The organism is Agarivorans sp. QJM3NY_29 (assembly GCF_050870835.2).
GTDB lineage: Bacteria > Pseudomonadota > Gammaproteobacteria > Enterobacterales > Celerinatantimonadaceae > Agarivorans.
Genome location: NZ_CP194036.2, coordinates 4,675,300 through 4,699,544, shown reverse-complemented (window position 1 = coordinate 4,699,544; position 24,245 = coordinate 4,675,300). Strand labels below are relative to the sequence as shown.

18 protein-coding genes are annotated in these 24,245 nt (G+C 46.1%); 10 read left to right on the top strand and 8 right to left on the bottom strand.

What is annotated here, in order from left to right; genetic code table 11:
* Positions 1-104 precede the first annotated feature (104 nt).
* The gene (locus ACRRS0_RS21380) at positions 105-1,007 is read left to right on the top strand and encodes a DMT family transporter (RefSeq protein ID WP_432455580.1); all 903 of its coding nucleotides are present in this window, start codon (positions 105-107) and stop codon (positions 1,005-1,007) included.
* A 111-nt stretch (positions 1,008-1,118) separates the two neighbouring features.
* Positions 1,119-1,370, top strand: coding sequence for a DUF2498 family protein (locus ACRRS0_RS21375; RefSeq protein ID WP_432455581.1), 252 nt, complete (start codon positions 1,119-1,121; stop codon positions 1,368-1,370).
* Positions 1,371-1,462: 92 nt separating this feature from the next.
* On the opposite strand, the gene ACRRS0_RS21370 is transcribed toward ACRRS0_RS21375, so the two are convergent.
* Entirely contained in the window at positions 1,463-3,103 is a 1,641-nt protein-coding gene (locus ACRRS0_RS21370) for a glycoside hydrolase family 13 protein (protein WP_432455583.1), read from the bottom strand.
* Positions 3,104-3,519: 416 nt separating this feature from the next.
* Here ACRRS0_RS21370 and ACRRS0_RS21365 point away from each other — a divergent pair, with 416 nt between their 5' ends.
* Positions 3,520-5,562, top strand: a complete 2,043-nt coding sequence (locus tag ACRRS0_RS21365; RefSeq protein ID WP_432455584.1) for a starch-binding protein — start codon at positions 3,520-3,522, stop codon at positions 5,560-5,562.
* Positions 5,563-5,875: 313 nt separating this feature from the next.
* Here the strand turns inward: ACRRS0_RS21365 and ACRRS0_RS21360 are convergent, their stop codons facing one another.
* The 4 genes from ACRRS0_RS21360 to ACRRS0_RS21345 form a co-directional block, all read right to left on the bottom strand.
* On the bottom strand, positions 5,876-9,052 hold the full coding sequence (locus tag ACRRS0_RS21360; RefSeq protein ID WP_432455585.1) for an efflux RND transporter permease subunit: 3,177 nt from the start codon (positions 9,050-9,052) through the stop codon (positions 5,876-5,878).
* Between the two features lie 2 nt (positions 9,053-9,054).
* Positions 9,055-10,077 (bottom strand): efflux RND transporter periplasmic adaptor subunit, encoded by a 1,023-nt coding sequence (locus tag ACRRS0_RS21355; RefSeq protein ID WP_432455586.1) that lies wholly within the window; start codon positions 10,075-10,077, stop codon positions 9,055-9,057.
* Positions 10,078-10,131: 54 nt separating this feature from the next.
* Positions 10,132-11,820: an FAD-dependent oxidoreductase gene (locus tag ACRRS0_RS21350; RefSeq protein ID WP_432455587.1), complete on the bottom strand. Its 1,689-nt coding sequence runs from the start codon at positions 11,818-11,820 to the stop codon at positions 10,132-10,134.
* An 86-nt stretch (positions 11,821-11,906) separates the two neighbouring features.
* Positions 11,907-12,092 (bottom strand): YgaP family membrane protein, encoded by a 186-nt coding sequence (locus tag ACRRS0_RS21345; protein WP_432455588.1) that lies wholly within the window; start codon positions 12,090-12,092, stop codon positions 11,907-11,909.
* 137 nt (positions 12,093-12,229) lie between these two features.
* On the opposite strand from ACRRS0_RS21345, the gene ACRRS0_RS21340 reads away from it, so the two are divergent.
* The 3 genes from ACRRS0_RS21340 to ACRRS0_RS21330 are packed head-to-tail and all read left to right on the top strand — an operon-like array spanning position 12,230 to position 13,424.
* Positions 12,230-12,526: an ArsR/SmtB family transcription factor gene (locus tag ACRRS0_RS21340; RefSeq protein ID WP_432455589.1), complete on the top strand. Its 297-nt coding sequence runs from the start codon at positions 12,230-12,232 to the stop codon at positions 12,524-12,526.
* Positions 12,527-12,580: 54 nt separating this feature from the next.
* Positions 12,581-13,009, top strand: a complete 429-nt coding sequence (locus ACRRS0_RS21335; RefSeq protein WP_432455590.1) for a YeeE/YedE family protein — start codon at positions 12,581-12,583, stop codon at positions 13,007-13,009.
* Complete coding sequence (locus tag ACRRS0_RS21330) at positions 13,002-13,424, top strand: DUF6691 family protein (protein WP_432455591.1); 423 nt, start codon at positions 13,002-13,004, stop codon at positions 13,422-13,424. The genes ACRRS0_RS21335 and ACRRS0_RS21330 overlap by 8 nt, the downstream gene beginning before the upstream one ends.
* 62 nt (positions 13,425-13,486) lie before the next feature.
* Here the strand turns inward: ACRRS0_RS21330 and ACRRS0_RS21325 are convergent, their stop codons facing one another.
* Positions 13,487-14,677 (bottom strand): ROK family protein, encoded by a 1,191-nt coding sequence (locus tag ACRRS0_RS21325; RefSeq protein WP_432455592.1) that lies wholly within the window; start codon positions 14,675-14,677, stop codon positions 13,487-13,489.
* A 300-nt stretch (positions 14,678-14,977) separates the two neighbouring features.
* Between ACRRS0_RS21325 and ACRRS0_RS21320 the strand changes: the two genes are divergently transcribed.
* A complete protein-coding gene (locus tag ACRRS0_RS21320) occupies positions 14,978-15,697 on the top strand; it encodes a substrate-binding periplasmic protein (RefSeq protein ID WP_432455593.1) in 720 nt (239 codons plus the stop codon).
* A 17-nt stretch (positions 15,698-15,714) separates the two neighbouring features.
* On the opposite strand, the gene ACRRS0_RS21315 is transcribed toward ACRRS0_RS21320, so the two are convergent.
* Together ACRRS0_RS21315 and rep are read right to left on the bottom strand one after the other, a co-directional pair.
* Positions 15,715-16,815, bottom strand: coding sequence for a phosphotransferase (locus ACRRS0_RS21315; protein ID WP_432455594.1), 1,101 nt, complete (start codon positions 16,813-16,815; stop codon positions 15,715-15,717).
* Between the two features lie 207 nt (positions 16,816-17,022).
* Positions 17,023-19,041 (bottom strand): DNA helicase Rep, encoded by a 2,019-nt coding sequence (rep, locus tag ACRRS0_RS21310; protein WP_432455595.1) that lies wholly within the window; start codon positions 19,039-19,041, stop codon positions 17,023-17,025.
* 177 nt (positions 19,042-19,218) lie between these two features.
* Here rep and ACRRS0_RS21305 point away from each other — a divergent pair, with 177 nt between their 5' ends.
* Genes ACRRS0_RS21305 through ACRRS0_RS21295 form a run of 3 tightly spaced genes read left to right on the top strand, consistent with a single transcriptional unit; the run spans position 19,219 to position 24,006 of the window.
* Positions 19,219-19,785, top strand: a complete 567-nt coding sequence (locus tag ACRRS0_RS21305) for a TetR/AcrR family transcriptional regulator (protein ID WP_432455596.1) — start codon at positions 19,219-19,221, stop codon at positions 19,783-19,785.
* A gap of 16 nt (positions 19,786-19,801) precedes the next feature.
* Positions 19,802-20,923, top strand: coding sequence for an efflux RND transporter periplasmic adaptor subunit (locus tag ACRRS0_RS21300; RefSeq protein ID WP_432455597.1), 1,122 nt, complete (start codon positions 19,802-19,804; stop codon positions 20,921-20,923).
* Between the two features lie 11 nt (positions 20,924-20,934).
* The gene (locus tag ACRRS0_RS21295) at positions 20,935-24,006 is read left to right on the top strand and encodes an efflux RND transporter permease subunit (RefSeq protein ID WP_432455598.1); all 3,072 of its coding nucleotides are present in this window, start codon (positions 20,935-20,937) and stop codon (positions 24,004-24,006) included.
* Positions 24,007-24,245: the final 239 nt, after the last annotated feature.

Genomic DNA, 24,245 nt, shown 5'->3' with positions numbered 1-24,245 from the left:
TCAGCTTGGTTTGGCAAGGGTTTATTGGAAATGGCGTTGAGGCTTGTGATAGCGGCGGGAGCCCCTTACACTGAAAGGCTTGAGTGCTTGAAATAGAACCGAAAATGAAAAACCAGACTAGAGCTTACTTATTTGGCCTTAGCGCCGTGTTGATGTGGTCAACGGTGGCGACTGCATTTAAGTTGGCGTTACAGTGGCTGAGTCCGATTCAACTGGTGTTATTGGCTTCTTTCAGCTCGATGCTGCTGTTGACTGGGATATTGCTTTGGCAACAAAAATTACATTTGGCCTTTCGTTATGCGCGCCAGCGCCCTGGGTATTTCCTATTGGTCGGAGCGATTAACCCCTTTGCCTATTACTTGGTATTGTTTAAGGCTTACGACTTGCTCCCCGCTCAGCAGGCTCAATCGCTGAATTATACTTGGGCGATTACCTTGGCCTTGTTGGCGGTGCCTTTTTTGCAGCAGCAATTGCGGCGTCAGGATCTGCTTGCCATGGCTTTAGGTTATTTTGGGGTATTGGTGATTGCCACTCGTGGTGACATTTTAGCGATGCAGTTCGATAGCGTGGCGGGTGTATTGTTAGCCTTATTCAGCACCCTGCTATGGGCAGGTTATTGGATCATGAATACTCGCAATCATGGTGATGCAGTGGCGAGTTTATTGGTAGCCTTTAGTTTTAGCCTACCAATGGTATTCGCTTATTGCTGGTTCAGCGACGGTTTACCCAGCTGGCATTTTAAAGCTTGGTTAGGCGCTGCCTATGTGGGTTTATTTGAGATGGGGGTTGCTTTTGTTTGTTGGGTTTTGGCGCTAAAATTGACTGACAATACTGCACGGATCAGTAATTTAATTTTTATTTCGCCGTTTCTGTCGTTGTTTTTCATCTCCTATTTTCTGGCAGAACAAATTGAACCAGCAACTTACCTCGGCTTGTTATTGATCATTGCAGGCTTACTGATCCAGCAGTGGCGGCCGAAAAAAACGATCATCGAAGCGCGGCCCTGATTTACCGTTAAGGGTGCGAAAAACACCACAAGTTTTGATCTAAAAATTAGGGTGTAGTGGACCAAGTGTGTATGCTAAGGTTTATCTTTGGATCGGAACAAACTTACTGTAATGAGCAAACAAACGATAACTAAACAAGCCTTGATTGATATTGCTAATCAAATGTTGCGTGAACATGATGACTATATTCCCGGTATTGAAGTACGTGACGTGACTCAGTATCACGATGTTCTCACTTTTAAGGGCGAAGCTTTTCTGGATGAGGAGCTGTTACCCACGGTGAATAGTCCAACTGCTTTTAATTTGTATAAATGGTTATGCCATCGCTTGTCGGAACAGTACAGTCTTAGCGAATCGGCCTAGCACATACTCGGGCTAAGCTTGACTTCAGTATGAGCACTCACCGTGTGTTGATGGTGTTCAGCGCACTCTCCCCGGTGAATGACATTCGTGGCCTAGTTAGTTGTGTCCAAGGCGTATAACAAGGCTTGGTAAGGCGCTAAGCTGAGTCCTTGTAAATGACTAATTTGCGCTTCGTCTTGTTGTAGATTATTTAGAATCAGTGCCTTTATCTGATAATCCAGACTCACTGCGACCGCTTGTTCACTTAAGTTAGTGACGACTAACAAAGCTTGTTGTTGGTAGCGTCGCAGGTAAGCGAATACTTGTGGATGCTCGGGGAGTAGTAGTTCAAAGCTGCCATATATCAAGATCTCTCCGTAGTCGGCGGACTTACGCAAGGCAATTAGGCGCTGGTAGTGGTAGAACACCGAGTGAGGGTTTTGTAAGGCCTTACTCACATTCACTTCTGGATAGTTTGGATTCACGGCAAGCCATGGCTGAACCTTGCTGAAACCAGCATGCGGTAAATTATCCCATTGCATTGGTGTTCTTGCGTTGTCGCGGGCGCTGGCATATACACCCTGCATAAATTGTTGATGACTTAAGCTTTGCTGTTCAAGTACTTTTTCCTGATAACTATTTTTGATTTCGATGTCTTGGTAGTCATCCAAATGTTCAAAGCGGACGTTGGTCATGCCAATTTCTTCACCTTGATAAATATAGGGCGTGCCTTGCATGCCATGTAATAAGGTGGCAAATAATTTGGCGCTGCGTTGGCGATATTGTCGGTCATTCCCCCAGCGACTCACGATGCGTGGTAGGTCGTGATTATTCCAGAACAGTGCATTCCAACCATCGCCTTGAAAGGCGGTTTGCCACTTGCTCAATACTCTTTTCAAAGCCACCAGATCAAATTTTTGAGTTTGCCATTTACCATGTTGTGGATGCCAGTCTAAAGCGGCGTGTTCAAATTGAAACACCATCGATAGTTCTTCGCGAGCAGGATCAGAGTAACGTTTAGCTATTTCAGGTGTGGCCCCCCAAGTTTCTCCAACGGTGACTAAATTGTGATTGGCGAAACAGGCCTGATGTAGTTGCTGTAACAAAGGATGCAATCGAGGACCATTCTCGGTGATCCCCTGGTCAATCTGTTTGCCAATAAGATCGATTACGTCTAAGCGAAACCCTGCCACTCCTTGAGCAACCCACCAACTGATCATTTGTTGAATTTCTTTCTCTACCTGAGGATTTTCCCAATTTAAATCGGGCTGAGAATCGGCAAACAAGTGAAAATAGTACTGATCGGTGGTGGCATCATAGTTCCAAGCGGGCCCACCAAAGATCGAACGAAGAGAGTTAGGCTGATCGCGCCAAATATAATAATCGCGATAAGGGTTATCTAGGCTTTGCTTCGCTTGTTGGAACCAGTGGTGTTGGTCGGAACTATGGTTAAGAACCAAGTCCATGATGATGCCAATATGATGTTGGCGTGCAGTGGCGATTAATTCTCGTAAGTCATTTAGGCTGCCAAAACGGGGATCGATGGCTTGATAGTCAGCGATGTCGTAGCCGTTATCTTTCATCGGAGAAAGGTAAACCGGGGATAACCAAATCAGGTTAATCCCTAATTTTTCAAGATAAGCTAGTTTGCTGATGATACCACGCAGATCACCATTACCATCCCCACTGCTATCACAAAAACTACGAGGGTAAACCTGATAAACCACTGCCGAATGCCACCACTGCTTTTCCATCTTGGTCTCCGAAATAAAGCGTGTAGACGCTATTGTACTGCTTTAAAAAATGCTGACCTAGCTTGCTGTTGGCTTGATAACGTTTTCATAGTGATTTATTTGTTAGCAGTAGCTGATGTGGCGCATTTCGTCTCATAAAATTAAGAATTTTTTACTAAAATATGATCCGCTTCATGCCGTAACTATCGGGTTAATTATTTATTGTGACGGTTTGCTCAAATCACGGTTTCACTACAGCATGCTTTGCTGAATCGGCGTAAATTGAGCGTCGAGGTATATCGCCAAGGATGGGTAAGTTTGGATTTTACTTGTGGTTCTTTCCTGCGGTTTATTTACCTTATCACCATCAACCACCAAAGAGTGGCGGTGAAACATTAGTCTAAAGAGACGCTCAAAGATTACACGGGAAAGTAGCAATGAGAAAATTTAGTAAAATCGCCACTAGCGCCTTGCTAGCTGGTGCGGCGCTGAGCTATGCCTCTAGCGCCACGGCAGTGCCTCGCACTGCTTTTGTTCATTTGTTTGAGTGGAGTTGGCAAGATGTTGCCACCGAATGTGAAACCTTTTTAGGGCCTAAGGGCTTCGCTGCGGTACAAGTCTCCCCACCAAATGAGGGGGTAGACAATCCCGCTTGGTGGGCTCGTTATCAGCCAGTGAGTTATAGCTTCAATAGCCGCAGTGGCAACCGCGAGCAGTTTCAAGATATGGTACAACGCTGTAAGGCTTCGGGTGTCGATATTTATGTCGATGCGGTGATTAACCATATGGCAGCATGGGACCGATATTTCCCCGATGTTCCCTATGGCACCAATGATTTCAACTCTTGTACTAGCGAAATAGATTATGGCAATCGTTGGCAGGTACAGTATTGTGATCTAGTGGGCCTCAATGATTTAAAAACCAGTTCTGATTACGTACGACAAAAAATTGCCGATTATATGAATGATGCCACGAGTATGGGGGTGGCTGGTTTTCGAATTGATGCGGCAAAACATATCCCTGCGGAAGATATCGCGGCGATAAAATCTAAACTGAATGGCAATCCATATCTTTTCCAAGAAGTGATCGGTGCTGGTGGCGAGCCGATTCGTCCAACCGAATATACTTATAATGGTAACGTGACGGAATTTGCCTTTGCGCGCCAAATTGGTCCGGCATTTCGTAATAGCAACATTGCCTGGTTGAGAAATCTATCGTCTTCGATGGAGCTAGCCAGTGCTGACGCCGTGACTTTTGTTACCAATCATGATGAGGAACGACATAATCCTAACGGACCGATTTGGCATGGTACAGCGGGTGATGGTTACTTCTTAGCGAATATTTTCACCCTTGCTTATCCTTATGGTTATCCAAAAATCATGTCGGGTTATTACTTTAATGGCGACTTTGATGCGGGTCCACCAAGTACTGGTGTGCATACTGGCAATGCCTGTGGTTTCGATGGTGGGGACTGGGTTTGTGAGCATAAGTGGCGTGGTGTCGCGAATATGGTGGCATTCCGTAACCACACTGCGGCACAGTGGCAATTAACCAATTGGTGGGATAATGGTAACGACCAAATTGCTTTTGGTCGCGGCGGCCTAGGTTTCGTTGTGATCAACAAGCGCGCAGACGGTACTCTAGAGCAAGATCTGAATACTGGTATGGCGGACGGTGACTACTGTAATATTATTGAGGCTAACTTCGATGAGACGAGCGGTGAGTGTATCGTTTCGGCGGATGCGAAAGGTCCTGGAGTGATTACCGTGAGTGGTGGAATGGCCCACTTCAGCGTGAGTGGCGATAATGCTGCGGCGATCCATGTTGGCGCAAAAATTGAGCCTTGTACTGGGGATGATTGTGGTTGTAGCGGAAGTGCTTGCCTGACTCCTGTGACCGCCAGCACCATTTGTTATGACAACGCGGCTCAATTTAATTCGCCAAGTCTTTACTATTGGGGGGCTCAACCTTTGGGCAGCTTAGCCGATGCCAATTGGCCTGGTGTGAGCATGCAGAAAAATGGTAGTTTTTACTGTCATGATCTTGGGGCAAGCCTCAGTCGTGTGAATGTTATCTTTAGTGATAATGGTGCTAAGCAAACTGCCGATTTAACCGTAGCAGGTGCCAGCTGTTACCAAGGCGGACAATGGAAGAGTTTGACCGACTGTGGTTTTATCGTCACGGATCAGCCGGTGGGTGGCAGTGAAGTGTGTTATGACAACCAAGTTGGCTTTACTAATCCAAGCATTTATTACTGGTCAGTTCAAGCTGAAACGGTTGTGAACGATGCCCAATGGCCTGGTACTGCGATGCAGCAAAAAGGGAATTACTATTGTTATGATTTTGGTACCCCCTTGAGTCATTTAAATGTGATTTTTAGTGATAATGGCGCCAATCAAAGTAGTGACTTGAGTACCGATGGTGATGCGCTTTGTTACGCCTCTGGAAGCTGGGTTGCGTCAAGCTATTGCAGCGACTAATTTGCTTGCGGGTTACCTTTAATCGTGGCGGTAAAACGATTGTACTAACCGCATAGCAAACCTTCATTTATTCATGCGTCTCGATTGTGCCCGGCTTGTGCCGGGCTTTTTTATGCTGGGCGCGGTGAGGGACTTTTAGCGGCACCACATAGGGCTTTGTGAGAGCGAAGCGAGTCAGGCTCCGCGCTTCGGTGGCGTCCGTGCATCATTGCCGCACACTGCAGGATGAATGAAACAGGCCCACCTTTGCAGATCCAGATAGGCCCGATCTTAAGATTGTAAGCAGGCGATAGCGGGCATCCACGGATTGTGATTATCCTTGAGGATAGTGCTTACGCATTAAGGCAAAATATAATACTGGTATAACCACTAAGGTCAGTAGCGTAGAAACCAGAATTCCAAAGATAAGGCTGATGGCTAAGCCATTAAAGATTGGGTCATCGAGGATGAATAAAGCCCCGATCATCGCGGCTAGTCCGGTTAACACGATGGGTTTGGCTCGTACCGCCCCCGAACTTATTACGGCTTTGGAAAAAGGTATACCAGCGCTTGCCTGCTGATTGATAAAATCCACCAGCAAAATAGAGTTACGCACAATGATCCCCGCGAGGGCTATCATACCGATCATCGATGTGGCAGTGAACTGGGCGCCTAATAGGGCGTGTCCCGGCATGACCCCGATGATGGTTAACGGGATCGGAGCCATGATGATCAAGGGGACCAAATAAGAACGAAACTGGGCAACCACTAATAGGTAAATCATGATCATCCCCACCGCATAGGCGAGTCCCATGTCGCGGAAAGTTTCGTAGGTTATTTTCCATTCACCATCCCATAAAATGGCAATCTCGCTCAGCCCATCAGGTTGGTCGATATAGTGTTGCGCAAAAGGCAAGCCGGCATCTTTGGCACTGAAGGCCATCTCAAACATGCCGTATAAGGGACTGTCTAAATCACCAGCCATGTCGGCAACGACCATAATCATAGGAATGGCGTTTTTATGCATAATCGGCAGGTTAGTGCTGCCTTGATTGATGCTTACCAATTCACTCAGGGGGATCGCATCGCCTTGTGGGTTATGCAGTCGTAAATTGAGCAGCTGCTCTAAATCAAACTTGTCTTTTTCTGCCAGCTGTAAGCGGATCGGGACCGGATAGAGTTGTTGTTCTCGATGTAAGAAGCTGACATCTTTTCCGCCAATCGCGGTGGTAATGAGGGTAACAATGTTCCCATAGCTAATCCCAAGCTGAGCACTCTTACTACGATCAATCGTAATTCGCCATTGAGTTTGTGGGCTGGGTTGCATGATGTCGATATCAACGATGTCGTTGGTATGATGAAAATGCTGCATTAAAGCACTTGCGGCTTGTTGGCGTATTTCATCGCTGGGGCCATAGACCTCTGCCACAATTGGTGACCAAACTGGTGGCCCTGGCGGGACTTCAACGATTTTGATGTTGGCCTGATAGGGGGCGCCGATCGCTTGCAGTTGTTGTCGCACCGAACTGGCAATACTGTGACTATCACGTTGCCGATGGGCTTTATCAACTAAGTTTACCTGGATATCACCGAGCTCTTGGCTACTGCGTGTAAAGTAGTGACGGACTAAGCCATTGAAGTTAATCGGGGCGGTGGTGCCGGCATATAGTTGTAAGTCAGCAACTTCGGGGATGGTGAGTAAGTAATCGCTCAGCTCAAAGAGAAGTCTTTGATTTTGCTCTAAACTGCGCCCTTCAGGTAGATCAACCATCACCTGAAACTCTGACTTGTTGTCGAAGGGAAGCATTTTCATAACCACCAATTTATTAATGGGTAAGGCGACGGCGGCAATAATCATCAATAGTACGACTAACCACAACCAGATCCGGTTCTTGCCGCCTCGGTGAGGGTCTAGAAACGGCCGCATTAGTTGTTCGAATAAACGGTGTAATTTCGAGCCTTGGCTCGATTCGGCTGGATGATCAGGGGTATTTTTGAGTAGTTTAGCGCTTAGCCAAGGTGACAGGATAAAGGCCACCGACAAAGAGATTAACATGCCAAGGCTGGCATTAATTGGAATGGGGCTCATGTAGGGCCCCATCAAACCGGAAACAAAGGCCATCGGAAGCAGTGCGGCAATCACGGTAAACGTTGCCAAAATAGTTGGCCCACCCACTTCATCTACCGCTTGAGGGATAATTTGGCTTAGCTTGGCGGGTTCGGCATGCTTGGCTGCCAGCCGCATATGTCGGTGGATGTTTTCGACCACCACAATTGCGTCATCGACTAGAATGCCGATGGAAAAAATCAGTGCAAAGAGAGAGACCCGATTAAGGGTAAAGCCCCAAGCCCAGGAAGCAAATAAAGTCATCGCGAGGGTGATGACAATCGCGATCCCCACCACAATAGCTTCTCGCCAGCCCATGGCCAGCAGCACCAACAGTACAACGGCGATTGTGGCAAACACCAGTTTGCCAATCAGAGTATTGGCTTTGTCAGCGGCAGTGGCGCCATAATTACGGCTCAGTTGGTGTTTCACCTGATGTGGAATGAGTACATTATCCAGTTGGCTTAGCCGTTGTTCGATACGTTCCGCCAGTTGTACCGCGTTTTCACCCGCTTGTTTGGCGATAGCAATCGTGACGGAAGGAAATTTACCTTGCTGGTTGACCAGCCACACGCTTTGACTGGGTAATTCAGCTCCAACCTTGATGCTGGCAACATCAGCCAAGAATACCGGTTTTTGATTGTGGGTTGCTATCACCAAGTTCTCTAATTCGCTGGCGGATCGTAAGAATTGCCCGCTTTGCACCTTGATGACTCGGTTATCTTGGATCAGATCGGCTAATCCTGATTGTTGGTTATTGCTTTGTAACTGCTGGGCGATCTGGTCAAATTCGACCCCATAGGCGTTGAGTTTCACTGGATCAACTCGGATTGAAGCGACCGTCGCTTGCTCACCTAAGGTGTAGACATCTTTGGTGCCGGGGATCCGTTTTAATTCAGTTTCTAAAGTGCGAGCGATTTTAGTTAGGTCGAAGGGACTCAGTGTGAGACTCTCATCCCATAAGGACAGGCTTACGATGGGCACATCGTCAATTGCTCTGGGTTTAATTAAGGGTTGTCCGACGCCCGCACCACTGGGGAGCTTGTCTAAGTTTGCATAGATTTGGTTGTATAAGTTTACGATGGCGTCATTGCGTTTTACACCGACATCAAACACCACAATAATCATCGCACCATTAGGTTGTGAGAATGAATACAGAGTATCGATACCATTCAGCTCGGAGATGATTTTTTCTGCTGGTAGCGTAACTAAATTCTCGACTTCTTTGGGACTTGCTCCGGGGAAGGGAATATAGACATCAGCAAAGGTCACATCAATTTGTGGTTCTTCTTCTTTGGGGGTGATCAGTACCGAAAATATTCCAAGTAATAGACCAATTAAGGCTAATAAAGGGGTAATCGGTGAGTTTAAGAAGCGCTCGCCAATGCGTCCTGCAATTCCCATGACTACTGCTCCCCATCTAACATCGCTTGGTAAGCCGATAGTGCGATTTGGTCATTTTCTTGTAAGCCAGAAAGCACTTGTACCTGTTGTTGTTTGCGTTCTCCAAGGCGAACTTGGTTCAGGCTAAAGCCCTTGGCAGTCTTTAAATAGACCGCACTGAGTTCATTGAGCTGTAATACCGCAGACTGAGGGATCCAGATTTGCTCTCGCCAGCCGTAACTAAAACTTAACTTCGCCCAGCTACCGGGATAAATGTTGGCGCGTTCAGCGGGTAGATTAAGCCGGATCTTGAACGTGTGAGATTGTTGATCGGCGTGGCTAAACAGAATAAAGTCCTTGGACTGTATTGGATTTTGTCCATCGATAATCAGCGAGAACAAGGTTTGATTATTAATCACATCTAAATAACGCTGTGGCACATTGGCCACCGCACGCATATGTTCGAGTGAGTAGCCAGAATAAAGTGCTTGGCCTTGTGAAATTGTCTCACCCAATTGCACATGGCGTTCGGTTACAACGCCAGAGAAAGGTGCTTTAACAACGGTGTAATCAAGCGTTTCTTTTGCTTGTACTAGGGCGGCCTTGGCGGCTTTTACCGCACTGGTTGCTGCCTTTGCCTCTGTTTCGGCCAGATCCAGTTGACCCTTAGAGACCGCGCCTTGGGGATAGAGCTTTTGCAGGCGTAACCATTGGCGTTGCGCTTCGTTGTTTTGCGCAATGGCACTGCTGAGTTGGGCGTTCGCCGCGGCGTAGGCGGCTGATTGCTGAGTGCTGGTGATTTCGAGAATGATGGCGTCTTTCTCGACAAAATCATTCACATCATAATAAAGGCTTAATACTCGCCCCGAGGTCTGTGCTGCTAAGGTTGCCGCATCGACAGCTTCGATGACCGCGTCGAGTTCAACATGAATGGGGGTCATTGCCGAGCTGACCGTAACCGTTTCTAGGTCTGCAGGAGCGGCATCAACAGTGTTGGCTGCAAACGTTAGCAGTCCGGTGAAAAAAACAGTGGCTAAGCTTTGCATCTGACATCTCCCTTGTAAAGAAGGCGCTAGTACTAGCGCCATAGTCCTAGTCTGCTAAAGACAAGCTTGCTCTGCGAGCCAAGTTTTATAGCCTCCGGTAAGATTTTTGGCCTTAAAACCAAGATTGGCTAATTGACGATAGGCAACGTTGCCACGTAAACCAACCATGCAATAAATGAGTATTTCCTTGTCTTTCGGGAGCTCATCAATGCGTTCACGAAGTTGATCCACTGGAATATTGATTGCTCCGGGGATCGTACCGAGTTGCTCTAATTCGTTGGGATTGCGCACGTCTAAGATAAGTTGTTGCTCGGAGGCTTGGTTGATTTCATCGCTATGACAAAGGTGGGTATGCCCTTCAATACTATTCGCTGCGACAAAGCCTGCTTGGTTAATGATATCCTTCGCGCTGCCAAAAGGTGGCGCATAAGTTAGCTCAAGGTGCTGTAAGTCGAAGACGGTCATACCGGCTCGCTGGGCGACCGCAAGGATATCAATTCGCTTGTCGATCCCCTCTTTACCTATCGCTTGTGCGCCATAGATCAAGCCACTTTGAGGATGAAATAATAGTTTTAAATTTATTGGCTGAGCACCCGGATAATAGCCGGCGTGGCTTGCTGCGTGCAGGTATACTTTTTGATACTCAAGCCCCTTAGCTTGCAAGCTTTTTTCATTTAAGCCGGTGGAGGCCACGGCTAAATCGAAGACTTTACAGATAGCCGTACCCTGACTGCGTTGGTAGTGCTCGTTGGCTCCAAAGATGTTATTTGCAACCATTCGTCCTTGACGATTCGCTGGCCCCGCAAGTGGGATTAATGCGGCATCTCCGGTGACAAATTCAGGGTCTTCAATGGCATCTCCCACCGCATAAATAGATGGGTCGGAAGTTTGTAGTTGGCTATTCACTTGAATCCCGCCGAGCTTTCCTAACTCAAGCCCTGCAAGCTTGGCTAAGCTCGTTTCTGGTTTTACCCCGATAGCCATGATGAGGAGTTCTGTTTCGAGCATCTCACCATTGCTGAGGCGCAAAGAAAGCGCGTCGGAATTGAGGTTTGCCAGCTCTTCTTTTTGTTCCGCCGCGGGGGGGAATACCGCTTCTAAGGCGACGCCTAAATGTAAATCAACACCGTGATGGCGTAGCTCTTGGTGAAGTGGGCTGGCCATTTCTGGGTCGACCGGTGCCATGATCTGAGAAGAGAGTTCAATCAGGCTGGTATTGATTCCACGTTGCACCAATGCTTCAGCCATTTCGATGCCAATAAAGCCACCGCCAACTACGGTGGCATGTTTGGGTTGATTGATATCGATACTGGCGATGATTTTGTCCATATCAGGAATATTGCGCAGTGAAAAGGTGCGCTGATTATCAATACCGGGTAATGGGGGGACAATTGGTGCTGCTCCTGGACTAAGCACCAGAGCATCGTAACTTTCTTGATAATCTTGCTGAGTCAGTAAGTCGCGGATCGTTACCGTTTTGTGTTCTCGGTCAATGCTCAGTACTTCATGCATCACTCTGACATCAACATTGAAGCGGGCTTTAAAGCTTGCGGGAGTTTGCAATAACAGCGCATCACGTTGTTCGATGTCGCCACCAATATGATAGGGCAGGCCACAGTTTGCAAAAGAAATATAGGGGCCGCGTTCCAACATAATAATTTCAGCGCTTTCACTTAAACGCCGCGCCCTCGCTGCAGCTGAAGCTCCGCCTGCAACTCCCCCCACAATAACAATCTTACGCATAACTCTCTCCAAAAATTAAACTATAGCGGTATCGGCAAATACCGCTCTTGAAACTCAAGACTAAATTGATAAATATCAAACGCCGTTTATTTAAAACCTAGACGTTTAAACACCATTGCCGCTGGGCAAAAGCCAGTCACTGCACTTTGGATTAGGTTCACTCCGATGAATACGGTAAACCAAACAAAGTTAGGATGAACCCAGTAAGTTAATAGCAGTGAGCACAACACCATACTGCCAGCAAAAATCCGAACCACATTTTCTAAAGACATAATCGACCTCCTGAAAAACTGTAGTAACTTTATATTAGCTTTATCTAATTCGCAACTGTCTAAATTAAAATATTCTAAATTAGATTTGACTAAATAAGGTGTTTTTGTATAATTTCGCCATGTTGATAGGGGGAACTATGCAAGATGTATTGGCGCTACGTAACAATGTTTTATTAGTCAGTGAGTTGCTTAAAACGATTGCTCATCCCGATCGCCTAGTCGTACTTTGTTTGCTTAGTGATGGTGAAATGGGGGTGACAGAACTACGCCAATATAGTCAAAATAGTCAGTCTGCGTTTTCTCAACATTTAAAGGTATTAAGAGAAAGTCAGTTGGTGTCGGTGCGTAAAGAGTCTCAAAATGTTTATTACTCTTTAGCCGATCCTCGGATTAAGCAGTTACTTAGTAGTTTACGACAAAATTTCTGCGGTTAATTTTTAACAGCCCACCTACAGCCATCATTTTCTATTCTTTTCTTGGAGTTATTTATGAGTCACTTTACCCCTTGGAGCGCCCTGTTGGGGGGCATGTTATTGGGCCTGTCTGCGTCTTTGTTATTACTGTTGACGGGTAGAACTGCAGGGATTAGCGGTGTATTAGGTGGCATTTTTGGCGCGGCTAAGAGTGAATGGCCATGGCGGGTTGCTTTCATTGCAGCGATGGCTGTCAGCGTATTGATTACCCAGCCATTGGGGGTGAGTTTACCGATGCTGCCTAATTATTCCTTGGCTTGGACCATTATCGCTGGCTTGGCGGTGGGCGTGGGGACACAATTGGCTAATGGCTGTACAAGTGGCCATGGGATCTGTGGGATTGGCCGATTTTCCACTCGGTCTATTTTAGCCACATCGATATTTATGTTTACTGCGGTGTTGGTGGTGGGCTTGAATGCCCATTTTGGACTCGTCCATGTATAAAGTTATCGTGGGTTTAGTCACCGGTTTATTATTTGGTCTGGGGATGAATATATCGCAAATGGTTGACCCGAATAAGGTGCTTAATTTTTTAGATATATTTGGCGCTTGGGATCCGAGTTTAGCCTTTGTGATTGGCGGTGCTTTGCTGGTCTTCATTCCTTTTTACCATTTAATTATCAAGCCTCGCCGGCTGGCTATAAATGGCGATGAGTATCGCTGTGTATCGGTTAAACAAGCGATTACTGGGCGTCTGGTTGTAGGCTCCGTGTTATTTGGTATTGGCTGGGGCATGGTTGGTATCTGTCCGGGTCCTGCTGTCGCGGGTCTGTTACGTGGAGATATGATGATTTATTGGTTTATTGCCAGCATGTTGTTTGGCCATTACGCGAGTCAGTGGATTTTTGCTAAGACTTAAACCAGAAACCAGAAACCAGGAGGAAGCAGGGCTTCCTCTTATGGCTTGCTCGGTGAGCGGGATTAGTCGGTGTGTTGCTGAATGATGGCAATGATCCCTAGCCCCGATAAGTCTTCATTCCAATTGCAAGTTTCAACCACGTTTTCAACATGATGATAAGGCAATACACTGGCTTCTAAAGTGTTATTCATGGCGCTTTGCATGTGGCTAAATGCTCTGATCCCAGGGCCAGAGATAACAATTTTCTGTGGGTTAAATAGTGCCATGATATTGGCTAAACCTAGACCTAACACCATGCCTGCTTGATTAAATATTTGGGTCATGGGCTCATTGGGATTGCTGGCTAACTGATTTAAATGCTGCATTTGTTGTTCGCTAGGATGGAGTAAATCATCTTGTGGTAATTTATAGATAGCGCAAGCATCTCGATAGATGGCGTAATCGCCTAGGTAAGCCTCGATACAGCCGCGTTTACCGCAACGGCATTGTGGCCCATTGAGACTGAATTTGGTGTGGCCAAATTCCGTTGAAGCGATCATCGATGGTTGATAGCTTGGATTGTTCACAATTAGTCCCATGCCAACCCCGTAGCCGAGTTGAATAGCAACTAAGTTATCTGTTGCTCGGTATTGCTCTTGATTCTTGATGGCAACGGCTAAGCAATAGGCGTCATTTGCCATAAAAACAGGGAGTTCCAAGCGTTGTTCGAGTTGATCGAGTAGTTGTGGATGTTCACCACATACCGCTGGGCTCCATAAAATTCCCCGAGCATCACTTCTTACGACGCCTTGCTGAGCAATGCCGAGTCCACGGATCTTACTGCGGTCGAGACCTTGTTGTTGAATGAAGTCTTCAACCACATCATGCAACCAGTTAAGAAGTTGTATTTGATTGAATTCTAGAGTGGCTGGATTCAACTTTGTTTGCCCAACAATTTTTCCAGTTGCGTCACCGAGGAATAGTCGGATTTCATTGATGGATAGCTTAAGACCAATATAAAAAGCAGCATCACTTACAATTTTTAGTTTAACTTTGGGGCGACCCCGGCTTGCGGATGGATCTAATTCGCTTCTTTGTTCGCTGAGTAAACCTTGTTGAAGTAATTCGGCAGTAATTGCGGTGATGGTCGCTGGACTTAGCTTACTGTAAGAACCTATATCAACTCTTGCTAGTTCCTGATGTTGGCGAAGTGTCCGCAAAATATCTCGACGGTTAGCGGCTCGGATCAACTCAGTTTCAGTCACTTTCTTCATGCAATGATGGCCTGCAATAATAATTTATGTATTAAAAATAGTCACTTATCTATTAACTCGTCAGCAAATTTTAGCGAATTGTTAATTGAGTCACGCATTCAATACAAAGGGTCAGTTGCTGGCTATCTTTCATTGTGGACTTCGCTGTAGAAAATCTGCAGCGAATTGCTCCAATTGTCGCTTGTGTATTAAACGACGGGTAGACAGCTAGAAAAGATAACTTGACTGCCAAGATTTAGTTGTTTGCTGGGACTTGGCTATAGTTTAACCACGACCTGTTGGATTTAGATTGGAGGCTGTTTGCAATTTTATGTTTGGCTGCGGTTATGGCTCAGTCTTATTCTTTTGAATCTAACCCCTTGCTTGTTGGCTGATGAATTACGGGTGGTCACCCATGTATTGCCCCCTTACACTGTGTTGGAAGACCAACGGCTTAGTGGTTCATCTGTCGATTTGGTTTATTGCACTTTAAATTCTCTTAATCAACCTTATTCGGTGACTGTTCGTCCAGTGTCTCGCGCTGAACAGCAGCTGGAGCTGGGATTGATGGACATGTTTTTTATCGCAAGTGAAACTTCGGCAAGGAGTGCGGTGGCGGCGTTTAGTCAGCCAGTTGCCTATGCCAGACGGATGTTATATGGTCTCAATGAACACTTGCCAACGATGAATGATGCTCAAATAAGACAATTAACGGTGGGTGTATTGCATGGTTCGGCGATGCACCGCTGGTTGTTAGATCAGCAGTTTCCTCATATTAAATCACGTTATAACTACCATATTTTGTTTGAAATGTTAGATCGTGGGCGTATCGATTCGGTATTAGCACCAGAAGATGTATATCAGCAAGAGCTATCGGATCAGCATATTCGTCAGAAGTTATATAGCCAATTAATGAAATACATACCGATCGGTGTGTATATCAGTCACACTTGGTTGGCAGAGCATCCTGGGTTTATGGCTGCTTTTAATCAACATTTGCAAATTTGCAAAAAAACTAACAGTAAACCAGCAGAGCGCTGAGCATTTCATTGGATCTGCTATGACTGTTGGTACTGCTTCGCTAAATGCCGATAAGCTTGATATTTTTTGATCAATTCGATTTGGCTGAGTGTAGCATTATCGAATAGTAAGGCACCGTTGTTTTCTAGTTGCAGAAACACCGTCGCTAACATGGTAATGACTTTGTCGATCCGCTTTAAGGTCATTGTCGTGCAGCTCTTACCGTGAATGTCATCGGCAATATCAAGACAATGCGAGCGAAAACTTTCGCTAATAAATAAGTTTTTTAAGGAGCGTTCGTTATCTAAGGCATATTCCCAGCGCTCGATAATTTCAGTTTGCCATTGAATAATAAGCGGTTGTGCGTAGTTTTGCTTTAGCCAAATGAGCTTTTGGGTATAGCTGTCGAGAGCGGTTTCCTTCAATTCACGAAATAGCGCCAGTTGATCGGCTGGGCTCATCACATCCTGATAACGCAATAAGTAACCGAATACGTTACGGGTTTCTAGACGTTCTGCCGCATGAAAAGCGGGTGAGGCGAGACCGTCACTATTGTAGTGTTCGAGGGGGTTATAAGCATACATATAGCCAAAATCGAATAAGTGAATATTACGGCCATCGTATAAAATATTCCCTGGGCATAGATCCCATTCCATCAGACCTGCTTGCTCCAGAGCGAACAGCGTGGCAAATATCTGACGGAATATCTCCCGGCTAAAACTGGCGAGAGGTTTACCGTCGATCCACGGTGATAAAATGAATCCCAGCCGATAATTTGCGTAGAGCGTACTTACCAGAGGTGCAAAAGCTTTAGCGGTTCGGGGGGAATCTTTTAAGGCTTGGATGTCTCGGCGGCGTTGCACTTCATTTAAAAATGAAGTTTCACCATCCACATTATGCACTAAAGCCTGCGCTCGCTTTCGCTTTAGATTGTAGTGACGGCCATGAATATACAAGTGGAGCACAATGGCGGTTAAGCCGTCTTCAAAGGTTTCGACGACATAGGGGGAATCAAGCCTTAAGCTTGCTAACTCTTCGACGGGCAATGGGCAGGCCTCTGCTTGCCCAACAATAATGTTTGCTTCACCCTGCTGAAAGTTTAACTGCGTCTGTTGGCGTTGCTTCACGAGTGGGTTCATCGTATTGACCTCACATCCATTGATCCTAATTTGCTGAGTCTATGCCGATCGCAGAAGCAAGTAAGGTAAAATTTAGAGATGAAAACCTTTTCGGTCACAGAACTTCCACTAGCAGCAGAAATTATTCGCTTGGGATCACATCTACGACCTAATTTAGGCTTGAGGTTTGTCCAATAAGTGACCTTTAATTGATTAAAAAATAAAGATTTATTTATCTTTGTTTAGCGCTGCACGAAGTGCCGCAATACCAATTGAGCCTTTTTCTTGGCGTTGCTCTACACTTTCTTTTTGGCGTCTTTGTTCCCAAATGAGATCGTTTTGAGGTAATTCATAGAGAAAGCGGCTTGGCTCAGGCTTAATTAATTCACCAAACTGACGGCGTTCTTTGGTTAAGGTAAAGGTGAGTTCTCGTTGCGCTCGAGTGATCCCCACATAAGCTAGGCGCCGCTCTTCATCAACATTTTCCTCATCGATACTGCTTTGGTGGGGGAGCAGACCTTCTTCCATTCCGATTAAGTAAACATAAGGAAATTCCAAACCTTTTGAGGCATGTAAGGTCATCAATTGCACTTGATCACTTTCTTCATCGTCTTCGCCTCGTTCCATCATGTCTCGTAACATTAGGCGATTCACAACTTGCGGCAGGTTCATCGCCTCGTTGTCGTCATCTCCTTCTAACATTCCGCTCACCCAGCGAAACAGCTCAGACACGTTTTTCATCCGCATTTCTGCGGCTTTAGGGCTGGGACTGGTTTCGTAAAGGAAGTCTTCGTAGTGAATATCACGGATTAAATCACGCACCGCTTGCAGTGCATCTCCCTGTTCTACCCGCTGTGCGAGGCTGAGTAACCAGTGGCTGAACTGGCCGACAGATTTGAGTGCTCGGGTGGGTAAAATGCCTTCCATTTCAGAATGTTTGGCTGCAGCAAACAAACTGATTTGTTGCTGGTTGGCAAAGCTGCCTACTTTTTCCAAGGTGCTTGGGCCAATTTCACGGCGGGGGGTATTAATCACTCGCAGCAAGGCATTGTCATCTTCCTGATTTACTAAAACGCGTAGGTAGGCCATGATATCTTTGATTTCGGCGCGAGAGAAAAATGACGTGCCACCACTAATTTTGTAGGGCACGCGGTTGTTCATCAGAACCTTTTCTAATAAGCGTGACTGGTGATTGCCTCGATAGAGAATAGCGTAGTCTTTATGGCTGGCACCATTCATAAAGCGATGGCCGATTAATTCGGCGACCACACGCTCAGCTTCTTGCTCTTCGTTCTTGGCGAACAATATTTTGACCGCTTCACCATAATCGAGTTCGGAGAATAAGGTTTTATCAAATATATGTTCGTTATTTTCGATCAGAATATTGGCACATTTTAGGATCCGCTGAGTTGAACGATAGTTTTGCTCTAACTTGATGACCTGTAATGCCGGGAAGTCGGTTTGCAGTTGCATCAAGTTTTTCGGTTGTGCACCGCGCCAAGAATAAATGCTTTGGTCATCATCTCCAACCACGGTAAAACAAGCCCGGCTGCCGGCGAGTAGCTTGACCAGTTGATACTGGCTGGTATTGGTATCTTGGTACTCATCTACCAGTAGGTATTGAATGCTGTCTTGCCAACGTTGGCGAACTGCTGAATCGTGGGTGAGTAGCAGAGTTGGCATTAAAATTAAGTCATCAAAATCCAAGGCATTATAAGCGGTGAGTTGGCGTTGGTAAGTTTCATATAGACTGGCAAATAATTGCTGTTGTTCACCTTGCGCGTGGCGTAGCGCCTGAGTGGGCAAAATGAGGTCATTTTTCCAGTTGGAAATGCTGGTAATCAGTTGTTTAAGTAAATCTTTATCGCCTTCTAGCTGTTGTTCCGTTAACTCTTTGAGTAAAGACATTTGGTCTTGATCATCAAATAGCGAGAAGTTGGGTTTTAGTTTTAAACTTTTATATTCACGACGAATAATATCTAAACCTAAGGTATGAAAAGTCGACACTCGTAAGCCGCGGCTTTCTTTGCGCCCTAGGGTCTGCCCCACTCGCTCCTTCATCTCTCTCGCCGCTTTATTGGTGAATGTCACCGCTGCAATGTGTTTCGGCTTATAGCCACAGTTTTGAATTAAATGGGCAATTTTGTTGGTAATGACTCGTGTTTTTCCGCTACCTGCGCCAGCTAATACTAAACAGGGGCCCGAGACATAACTGACAGCTTTTGATTGAGCGGGGTTTAACTTCACAAGGAGGTCCTTCAATAATTGGCCGACTATTTTAGCTGATTGACGTAAGGCAATCTATGCTGCTGTTCGTGTGGTTTTTAGAATTGAGAACGAAAAAACTGTGAACTGAACACATATTCATTGATTAAATTGTTCATTGTTTTATACTTTTCGACTTTATGAATCAGTGTTCATTTTATGACTAGTGATAAACGTGTGCGTATTTTGAGCGCAGCTGGCGTCTTAATTAGTCGCTCTGGGGTTGACGCTTGTTCTATCCATCGCGTGGCAAAGCAGGCGGGGGTGGCTACCGGAACGATTTATTTATACTTCAAAAATAAAGAAACCCTGATGGCTGAACTGCATGAACGTAACTTACGTTTGTATGCCGAGGCTTTTGTTGCGGGGGTTGAAGATGAGTCTGACTTGCTGGGTCAGCATCGTCGTCTTTGGCGAAATGCGCTAAATTATCATAAGCTGAATCCAACGATACATCGTTTATGGGTTCACTTAGAGACCTTACCCAGGGGTCATCGTCATCAACAATTGGTTGAAGATTTGTTTCAGCCGGTGAAACATTTTTTAAGTTCAGGTGTCGAACAAGGCTACTTTAAACCTTTACCTGGAGAGTTGTTATACGCTTTGGCCTTTGGTCAAATTAATGAAATCTGTCGTTTTATGATGCTTCGGCAAGTGCAATTTAGTGAGCAAAATATGGATGCTGCTCAATTAGCTAGCTGGGACGCTATTATTTTACATCCTTAGTGACTGGAGTTGGGAAATGAAGAAATGGATGGCGATCATGCTACTTATCGCAGTGGTACTGTTTGGTAGTGTGTTTGGTTTTTACTTGTTTAAACAAAAAATGATTGCTCAATTTATGGCGAATAGACCGATACCTGAATTGCCTGTTGAGGTGGCTTCAGCTAAGGCGCAAGATTGGCATCCAGCAATTGAATCGATCGGTTTTATTGAACCTTATCAGGGCGTTAATATTTCTAGTTCGGTATCGGGCTTGGTGACTGACATTCATTTTTCATCGGGTGATACCGTGAAATCGGGCCAACGCTTGGTGAGCTTAGAGGCGGATGTAGAAAGAGCTAACTTAGCTAGTGCCGAAGCGAAATTACCTGCGATTAAGCGACAAATGGAGCGTAATAAAACGTTGTTAACCAAAGGTTCGGTGTCGCAAACCCAGTTCGATGACTCGGAAGCGACTTATTTAGCTTTGGTGAGTGAGATAGCATCTTTAAAAGCGACCATTGAGCTTCGTGAAATTCGCGCTCCCTTTGATGGGGTGATGGGGATCCGCCAAATCAACCTTGGTGAGTATTTGCAGCCAGGGAATGACATCGCGCGCTTAGAAAACCTGAATCGCATGTTGTTACGCTTTATTGTCCCACAAAAAGAGATTTCGCTGATTGATGTGGGGACTGAAGTTGAGCTGAATACCGACGCTTACCCTGAACAGTGGTTTAAAGGAAAAATTACCACAATCGAACCTACGGTTGATTCGCAAAGTGGGGTGATTCAAGTGCAGGCGACCTTACCTAACGATGAAGCCTTACTGCGTTCCGGTATGTATGCCAGCGTTCGTATTTGGCAACCGGTACAAGCCAATCAAGTGGTGGTTCCGCAGCAAGCAATTACCTTCTCCTTGTATGGTGAGTCTATTTATGTGATTGAACCACAAACCGCAGAGGATGGCAGCGAGATCTTAGTTGCTAAACAACGTACGGTTACCATCGGTGAGCGTCGTGGCGATGTTGCGGTGGTGACCTCGGGTATTAAAGCGGATGAGCAGGTTGTGGTGTCTGGACAGGTTCGTTTGCGTAACGGTGCTCGGGTGAAACTTGTCGAAGACAACTTCGTTCAGCGCGATCAAACTTTGCCAAAAGACTAGGAGCTTAGGTCATGAAATTTACCGATATTTTTATTCGGCGACCCGTATTGGCTCTGTCTTTGAGTTTGTTGCTATTAATTGTGGGTATGCAATCCATATTTAAGCTGCAAATTCGTGAGTACCCAGAGTTAACCAATACGGTGATTACTGTTACCACCTCATATTATGGTGCGCCAGCAGAAGTGATTCAGGGTTTTATTACCCAACCTTTACAACAGTCGATTGCGGAAGCCGATAACCTCGATTTCTTAGAGTCTAAATCGGCGATGGGTAGCAGTACGATCACTGCGTATATGAAAACTGGTGCCGATCCCGATGCAGCTTTATCTGAGGTGATGGCTAAAGTTAACGCGGTTCGTGCGCAGTTACCGAGTGAAGCTTTAGATCCAAATATTGCCCGTTCTACGGGTTCTAGTACCTCGATTATGTATATTTCCTTTAGCAGTGAGGATTTAAAATCAGCTCAGCTGGTGGATTACGTGAATCGAAACGTACAGCCGCAAATGGTGACGGTGACCGGTGTTGCCAAGGCCAATGTTTATGGTCCTCAGTTGTCGATGCGGGTGTGGTTAGATCCGGTGAAACTGGCGAATCACAAACTGACTGCCGCGGAAGTTGTGAGTGCATTGCAAAATAATAACTTTAGATCGGCGCCTGGTCAGGCCAAGAGTCGCTTCAAAGTATATAACGTTGAAGCGGATACTGATCTGAAGACGCGTGAAGAGTTCCAACAGTTGATTGTTTCGCGTAGTGCTTCGGGGATTGTGCGTTTAGGCGATGTGGCTGAGTTAGAGCTTGATTCTGCCCGGGAAACGGTTCGTGCCAAAGCCGATGCAACCACCGCGGTGGTGGTCGCCATCGATCCGACGCCAACCGCAAATCCACTTACCGTGGCAACACTGATTAACGAGATGCTACCCAATATTCAGGTTAATCTTCCCGATAGCATGAAGATGGAAGTACTCTATGACTCGACCGAATATATCGAGTCTTCGATCGATGAAGTATTACATACCATTGTCGAGGCAACGGTGATTGTCGTAGTGGTTATTTTCCTATTTATGGGGAATTTCCGTGCGGTATTGATCCCGGTGATTGCCATCCCACTGTCTTTGGTTGGTGTCTGTTTAGCGATGCAAGCGCTTGGTTTTTCGCTTAACTTATTAACCCTATTGGCCATGGTACTGGCAATTGGTTTGGTGGTGGATGACGCAATTGTGGTGGTGGAGAACGTCGATCGGCACATTCGACTGGGAATGAAACCCTTCGATGCGGCGATCGTGGGGACTCGAGAAATTGCCCTTCCAGTGATCTCGATGACCATTACTCTGGCCGCTGTTTACTCACCGATTGCCATGGTCGAAGGTTTAACTGGGGTGTTATTTGCCGAATTTGCCTTAACTCTTGCTGGTGCGGTGGTGGTGTCGGGCTTTGTTGCCTTAACCCTATCGCCAGTGATGTGTTCGGTATTGCTAAAACATAACCCTCATCCTGGGCGTTTTGAAGCCGGTGTTCATCGTTTCTTGAATCGCTTAGACAGTGGTTACGATCGCATGGTGGGCGCGGTACTGGCTCGTCGCCCTGTGGTGGTCATCTTTGCGTTGATCGTGATGGGGTCTTTGTATCCTTTGCTAAAAATTATCCCTACCGAATTGGCGCCTGCCGAAGATAAAGGTGCGGCGATGATTATGGCAACTGGACCCGCCGGGGCAAACCTTGATTATGTTGATCAATACACCACTGAGATTGGTCGTCGGGCCTTGAAGTTAGATGATATTGCTGGTTCGTTCACCTTAGCGGGGATCCCGAGCTCTACCCAGGGTTTAGGATTCTTACGAACCGTGGTATGGGACGACCGTACTATGGATCAAGATACCTTGGTGAAAACGATTCAAGCAAAAACCGCGGATATTGCCGGAGTATCGGTCGCTTCATTCCCGCTACCGGTATTACCGGGCTCTAGTGGCGGTTTCCCAGTGCAGTTTGTATTGCAGGGAACTGGCGACTATCGTAGCTTAGTTAGCCTTGCGCAGGAATTACAGCAAGCGGCGATGCAGAGTGGTTTCTTTGTGTTTAGTGACCTAGATACTAAGTTCGAAACTGGGACTTTAGATATTCAGGTGAACCGAGATAAAGCTGGTGCTTATGGGGTGAAAATGGCCGATATTGCCAGTACCTTAGGCACTTTGATGGGGGATGGTTATGTCAATCACATTAACTTTGATGGTCGCTCTTATGAGGTGATCCCACAGGTGAAACGTGAAGACCGCCTTAGCCCAGAAGCGATTGGTCAGTTTTATGTGAAAACTGTTGATAGCAGTTTGGTTCCATTAGTGAATTTGATTGATTGGAAGCTCAAAGGCCAACCGGAAGCCTTGTTGCAAATGAATCAGACCAACTCGGTGACACTGAATGCGGCGTTAATGCCGGGTCAAACCATGGGGGATGCTCTTAATTTTCTAGAGCAGAAATCAGCCGAATTATTGCCTAAGGGCTATAGCTTTAACTATAAAGGTGAATCCCGTCAGTTTAAACAAGAAGGTTCGGCGCTGTTTGCCACCTTTGGTTTAGCTTTGGCGATCATCTTCCTGGTTTTGGCGGCTCAGTTTGAGAGTCTCCGTGATCCTTTGGTGATCATGGTCTCGGTACCTTTGGCGATTTGTGGTGCCTTGTTGATGATGGGCTGGGGCTTGGCGACGCTGAATATCTATACTCAAATTGGTATGATTACTCTGGTAGGTTTGATTACTAAGCACGGTATTTTGATGTGTGAAGTCGCCAAAGAACGGCAAATATTGCGCGGTGAAGATAAAATTACCGCGATTCGTCATGCTGCTCGAATTCGTCTACGGGCAATTTTGATGACGACCATTTCGATGGTGGCTGGCCTCATCCCCTTGTTATTGGCGGTGGGTCCGGGCGCAGCGGCTCGTTTTGATATTGGGATGGTGATTTGTGCTGGCTTGTCCATCGGTACGGTATTCACCTTGTTTGTATTGCCTGTGATTTACTCTTACTTAGGTGCAAATCATAAGCAAATCCCAAGCGTGGAACATCTGCAAGGGGAAACTGTTGCGGATTAAGCTCTCATCGTTGATGTGAACAATGGATAAAAGCCCAGCACTGCTGGGCTTTTTTGTGTCAGTTGTTCATGGCGTCGAGAGCTTCGTATTATGCTACCAATCTGACAGTCTATTTGAGATCCAAGGCTGTATTGTTGATGCCGATACTAACGATGTTGGGCGATGCTCAGCATAGAAAGGTGATTTTAAAGTGAGCCTAAAACATCGGGTGTATAAGCTTAGTACCATTCTGGGGGAGA

Coding starts and splice junctions, on each gene's coding strand:
- ACRRS0_RS21300 (WP_432455597.1), top strand. CDS start 19,802: ATGAAGAAATGGATGGCGATCATGCTACTTATCGCAGTGGTACTGTTT.
- ACRRS0_RS21375 (WP_432455581.1), top strand. CDS start 1,119: ATGAGCAAACAAACGATAACTAAACAAGCCTTGATTGATATTGCTAAT.
- ACRRS0_RS21355 (WP_432455586.1), bottom strand. CDS start 10,077: ATGCAAAGCTTAGCCACTGTTTTTTTCACCGGACTGCTAACGTTTGCA.
- ACRRS0_RS21335 (WP_432455590.1), top strand. CDS start 12,581: ATGAGTCACTTTACCCCTTGGAGCGCCCTGTTGGGGGGCATGTTATTG.
- ACRRS0_RS21365 (WP_432455584.1), top strand. CDS start 3,520: ATGAGAAAATTTAGTAAAATCGCCACTAGCGCCTTGCTAGCTGGTGCG.
- ACRRS0_RS21370 (WP_432455583.1), bottom strand. CDS start 3,103: ATGGAAAAGCAGTGGTGGCATTCGGCAGTGGTTTATCAGGTTTACCCT.
- ACRRS0_RS21380 (WP_432455580.1), top strand. CDS start 105: ATGAAAAACCAGACTAGAGCTTACTTATTTGGCCTTAGCGCCGTGTTG.
- ACRRS0_RS21315 (WP_432455594.1), bottom strand. CDS start 16,815: ATGAACCCACTCGTGAAGCAACGCCAACAGACGCAGTTAAACTTTCAG.
- ACRRS0_RS21325 (WP_432455592.1), bottom strand. CDS start 14,677: ATGAAGAAAGTGACTGAAACTGAGTTGATCCGAGCCGCTAACCGTCGA.
- ACRRS0_RS21360 (WP_432455585.1), bottom strand. CDS start 9,052: ATGGGAATTGCAGGACGCATTGGCGAGCGCTTCTTAAACTCACCGATT.
- ACRRS0_RS21350 (WP_432455587.1), bottom strand. CDS start 11,820: ATGCGTAAGATTGTTATTGTGGGGGGAGTTGCAGGCGGAGCTTCAGCT.
- ACRRS0_RS21305 (WP_432455596.1), top strand. CDS start 19,219: ATGACTAGTGATAAACGTGTGCGTATTTTGAGCGCAGCTGGCGTCTTA.
- ACRRS0_RS21345 (WP_432455588.1), bottom strand. CDS start 12,092: ATGTCTTTAGAAAATGTGGTTCGGATTTTTGCTGGCAGTATGGTGTTG.
- ACRRS0_RS21295 (WP_432455598.1), top strand. CDS start 20,935: ATGAAATTTACCGATATTTTTATTCGGCGACCCGTATTGGCTCTGTCT.
- ACRRS0_RS21330 (WP_432455591.1), top strand. CDS start 13,002: ATGTATAAAGTTATCGTGGGTTTAGTCACCGGTTTATTATTTGGTCTG.
- ACRRS0_RS21340 (WP_432455589.1), top strand. CDS start 12,230: ATGCAAGATGTATTGGCGCTACGTAACAATGTTTTATTAGTCAGTGAG.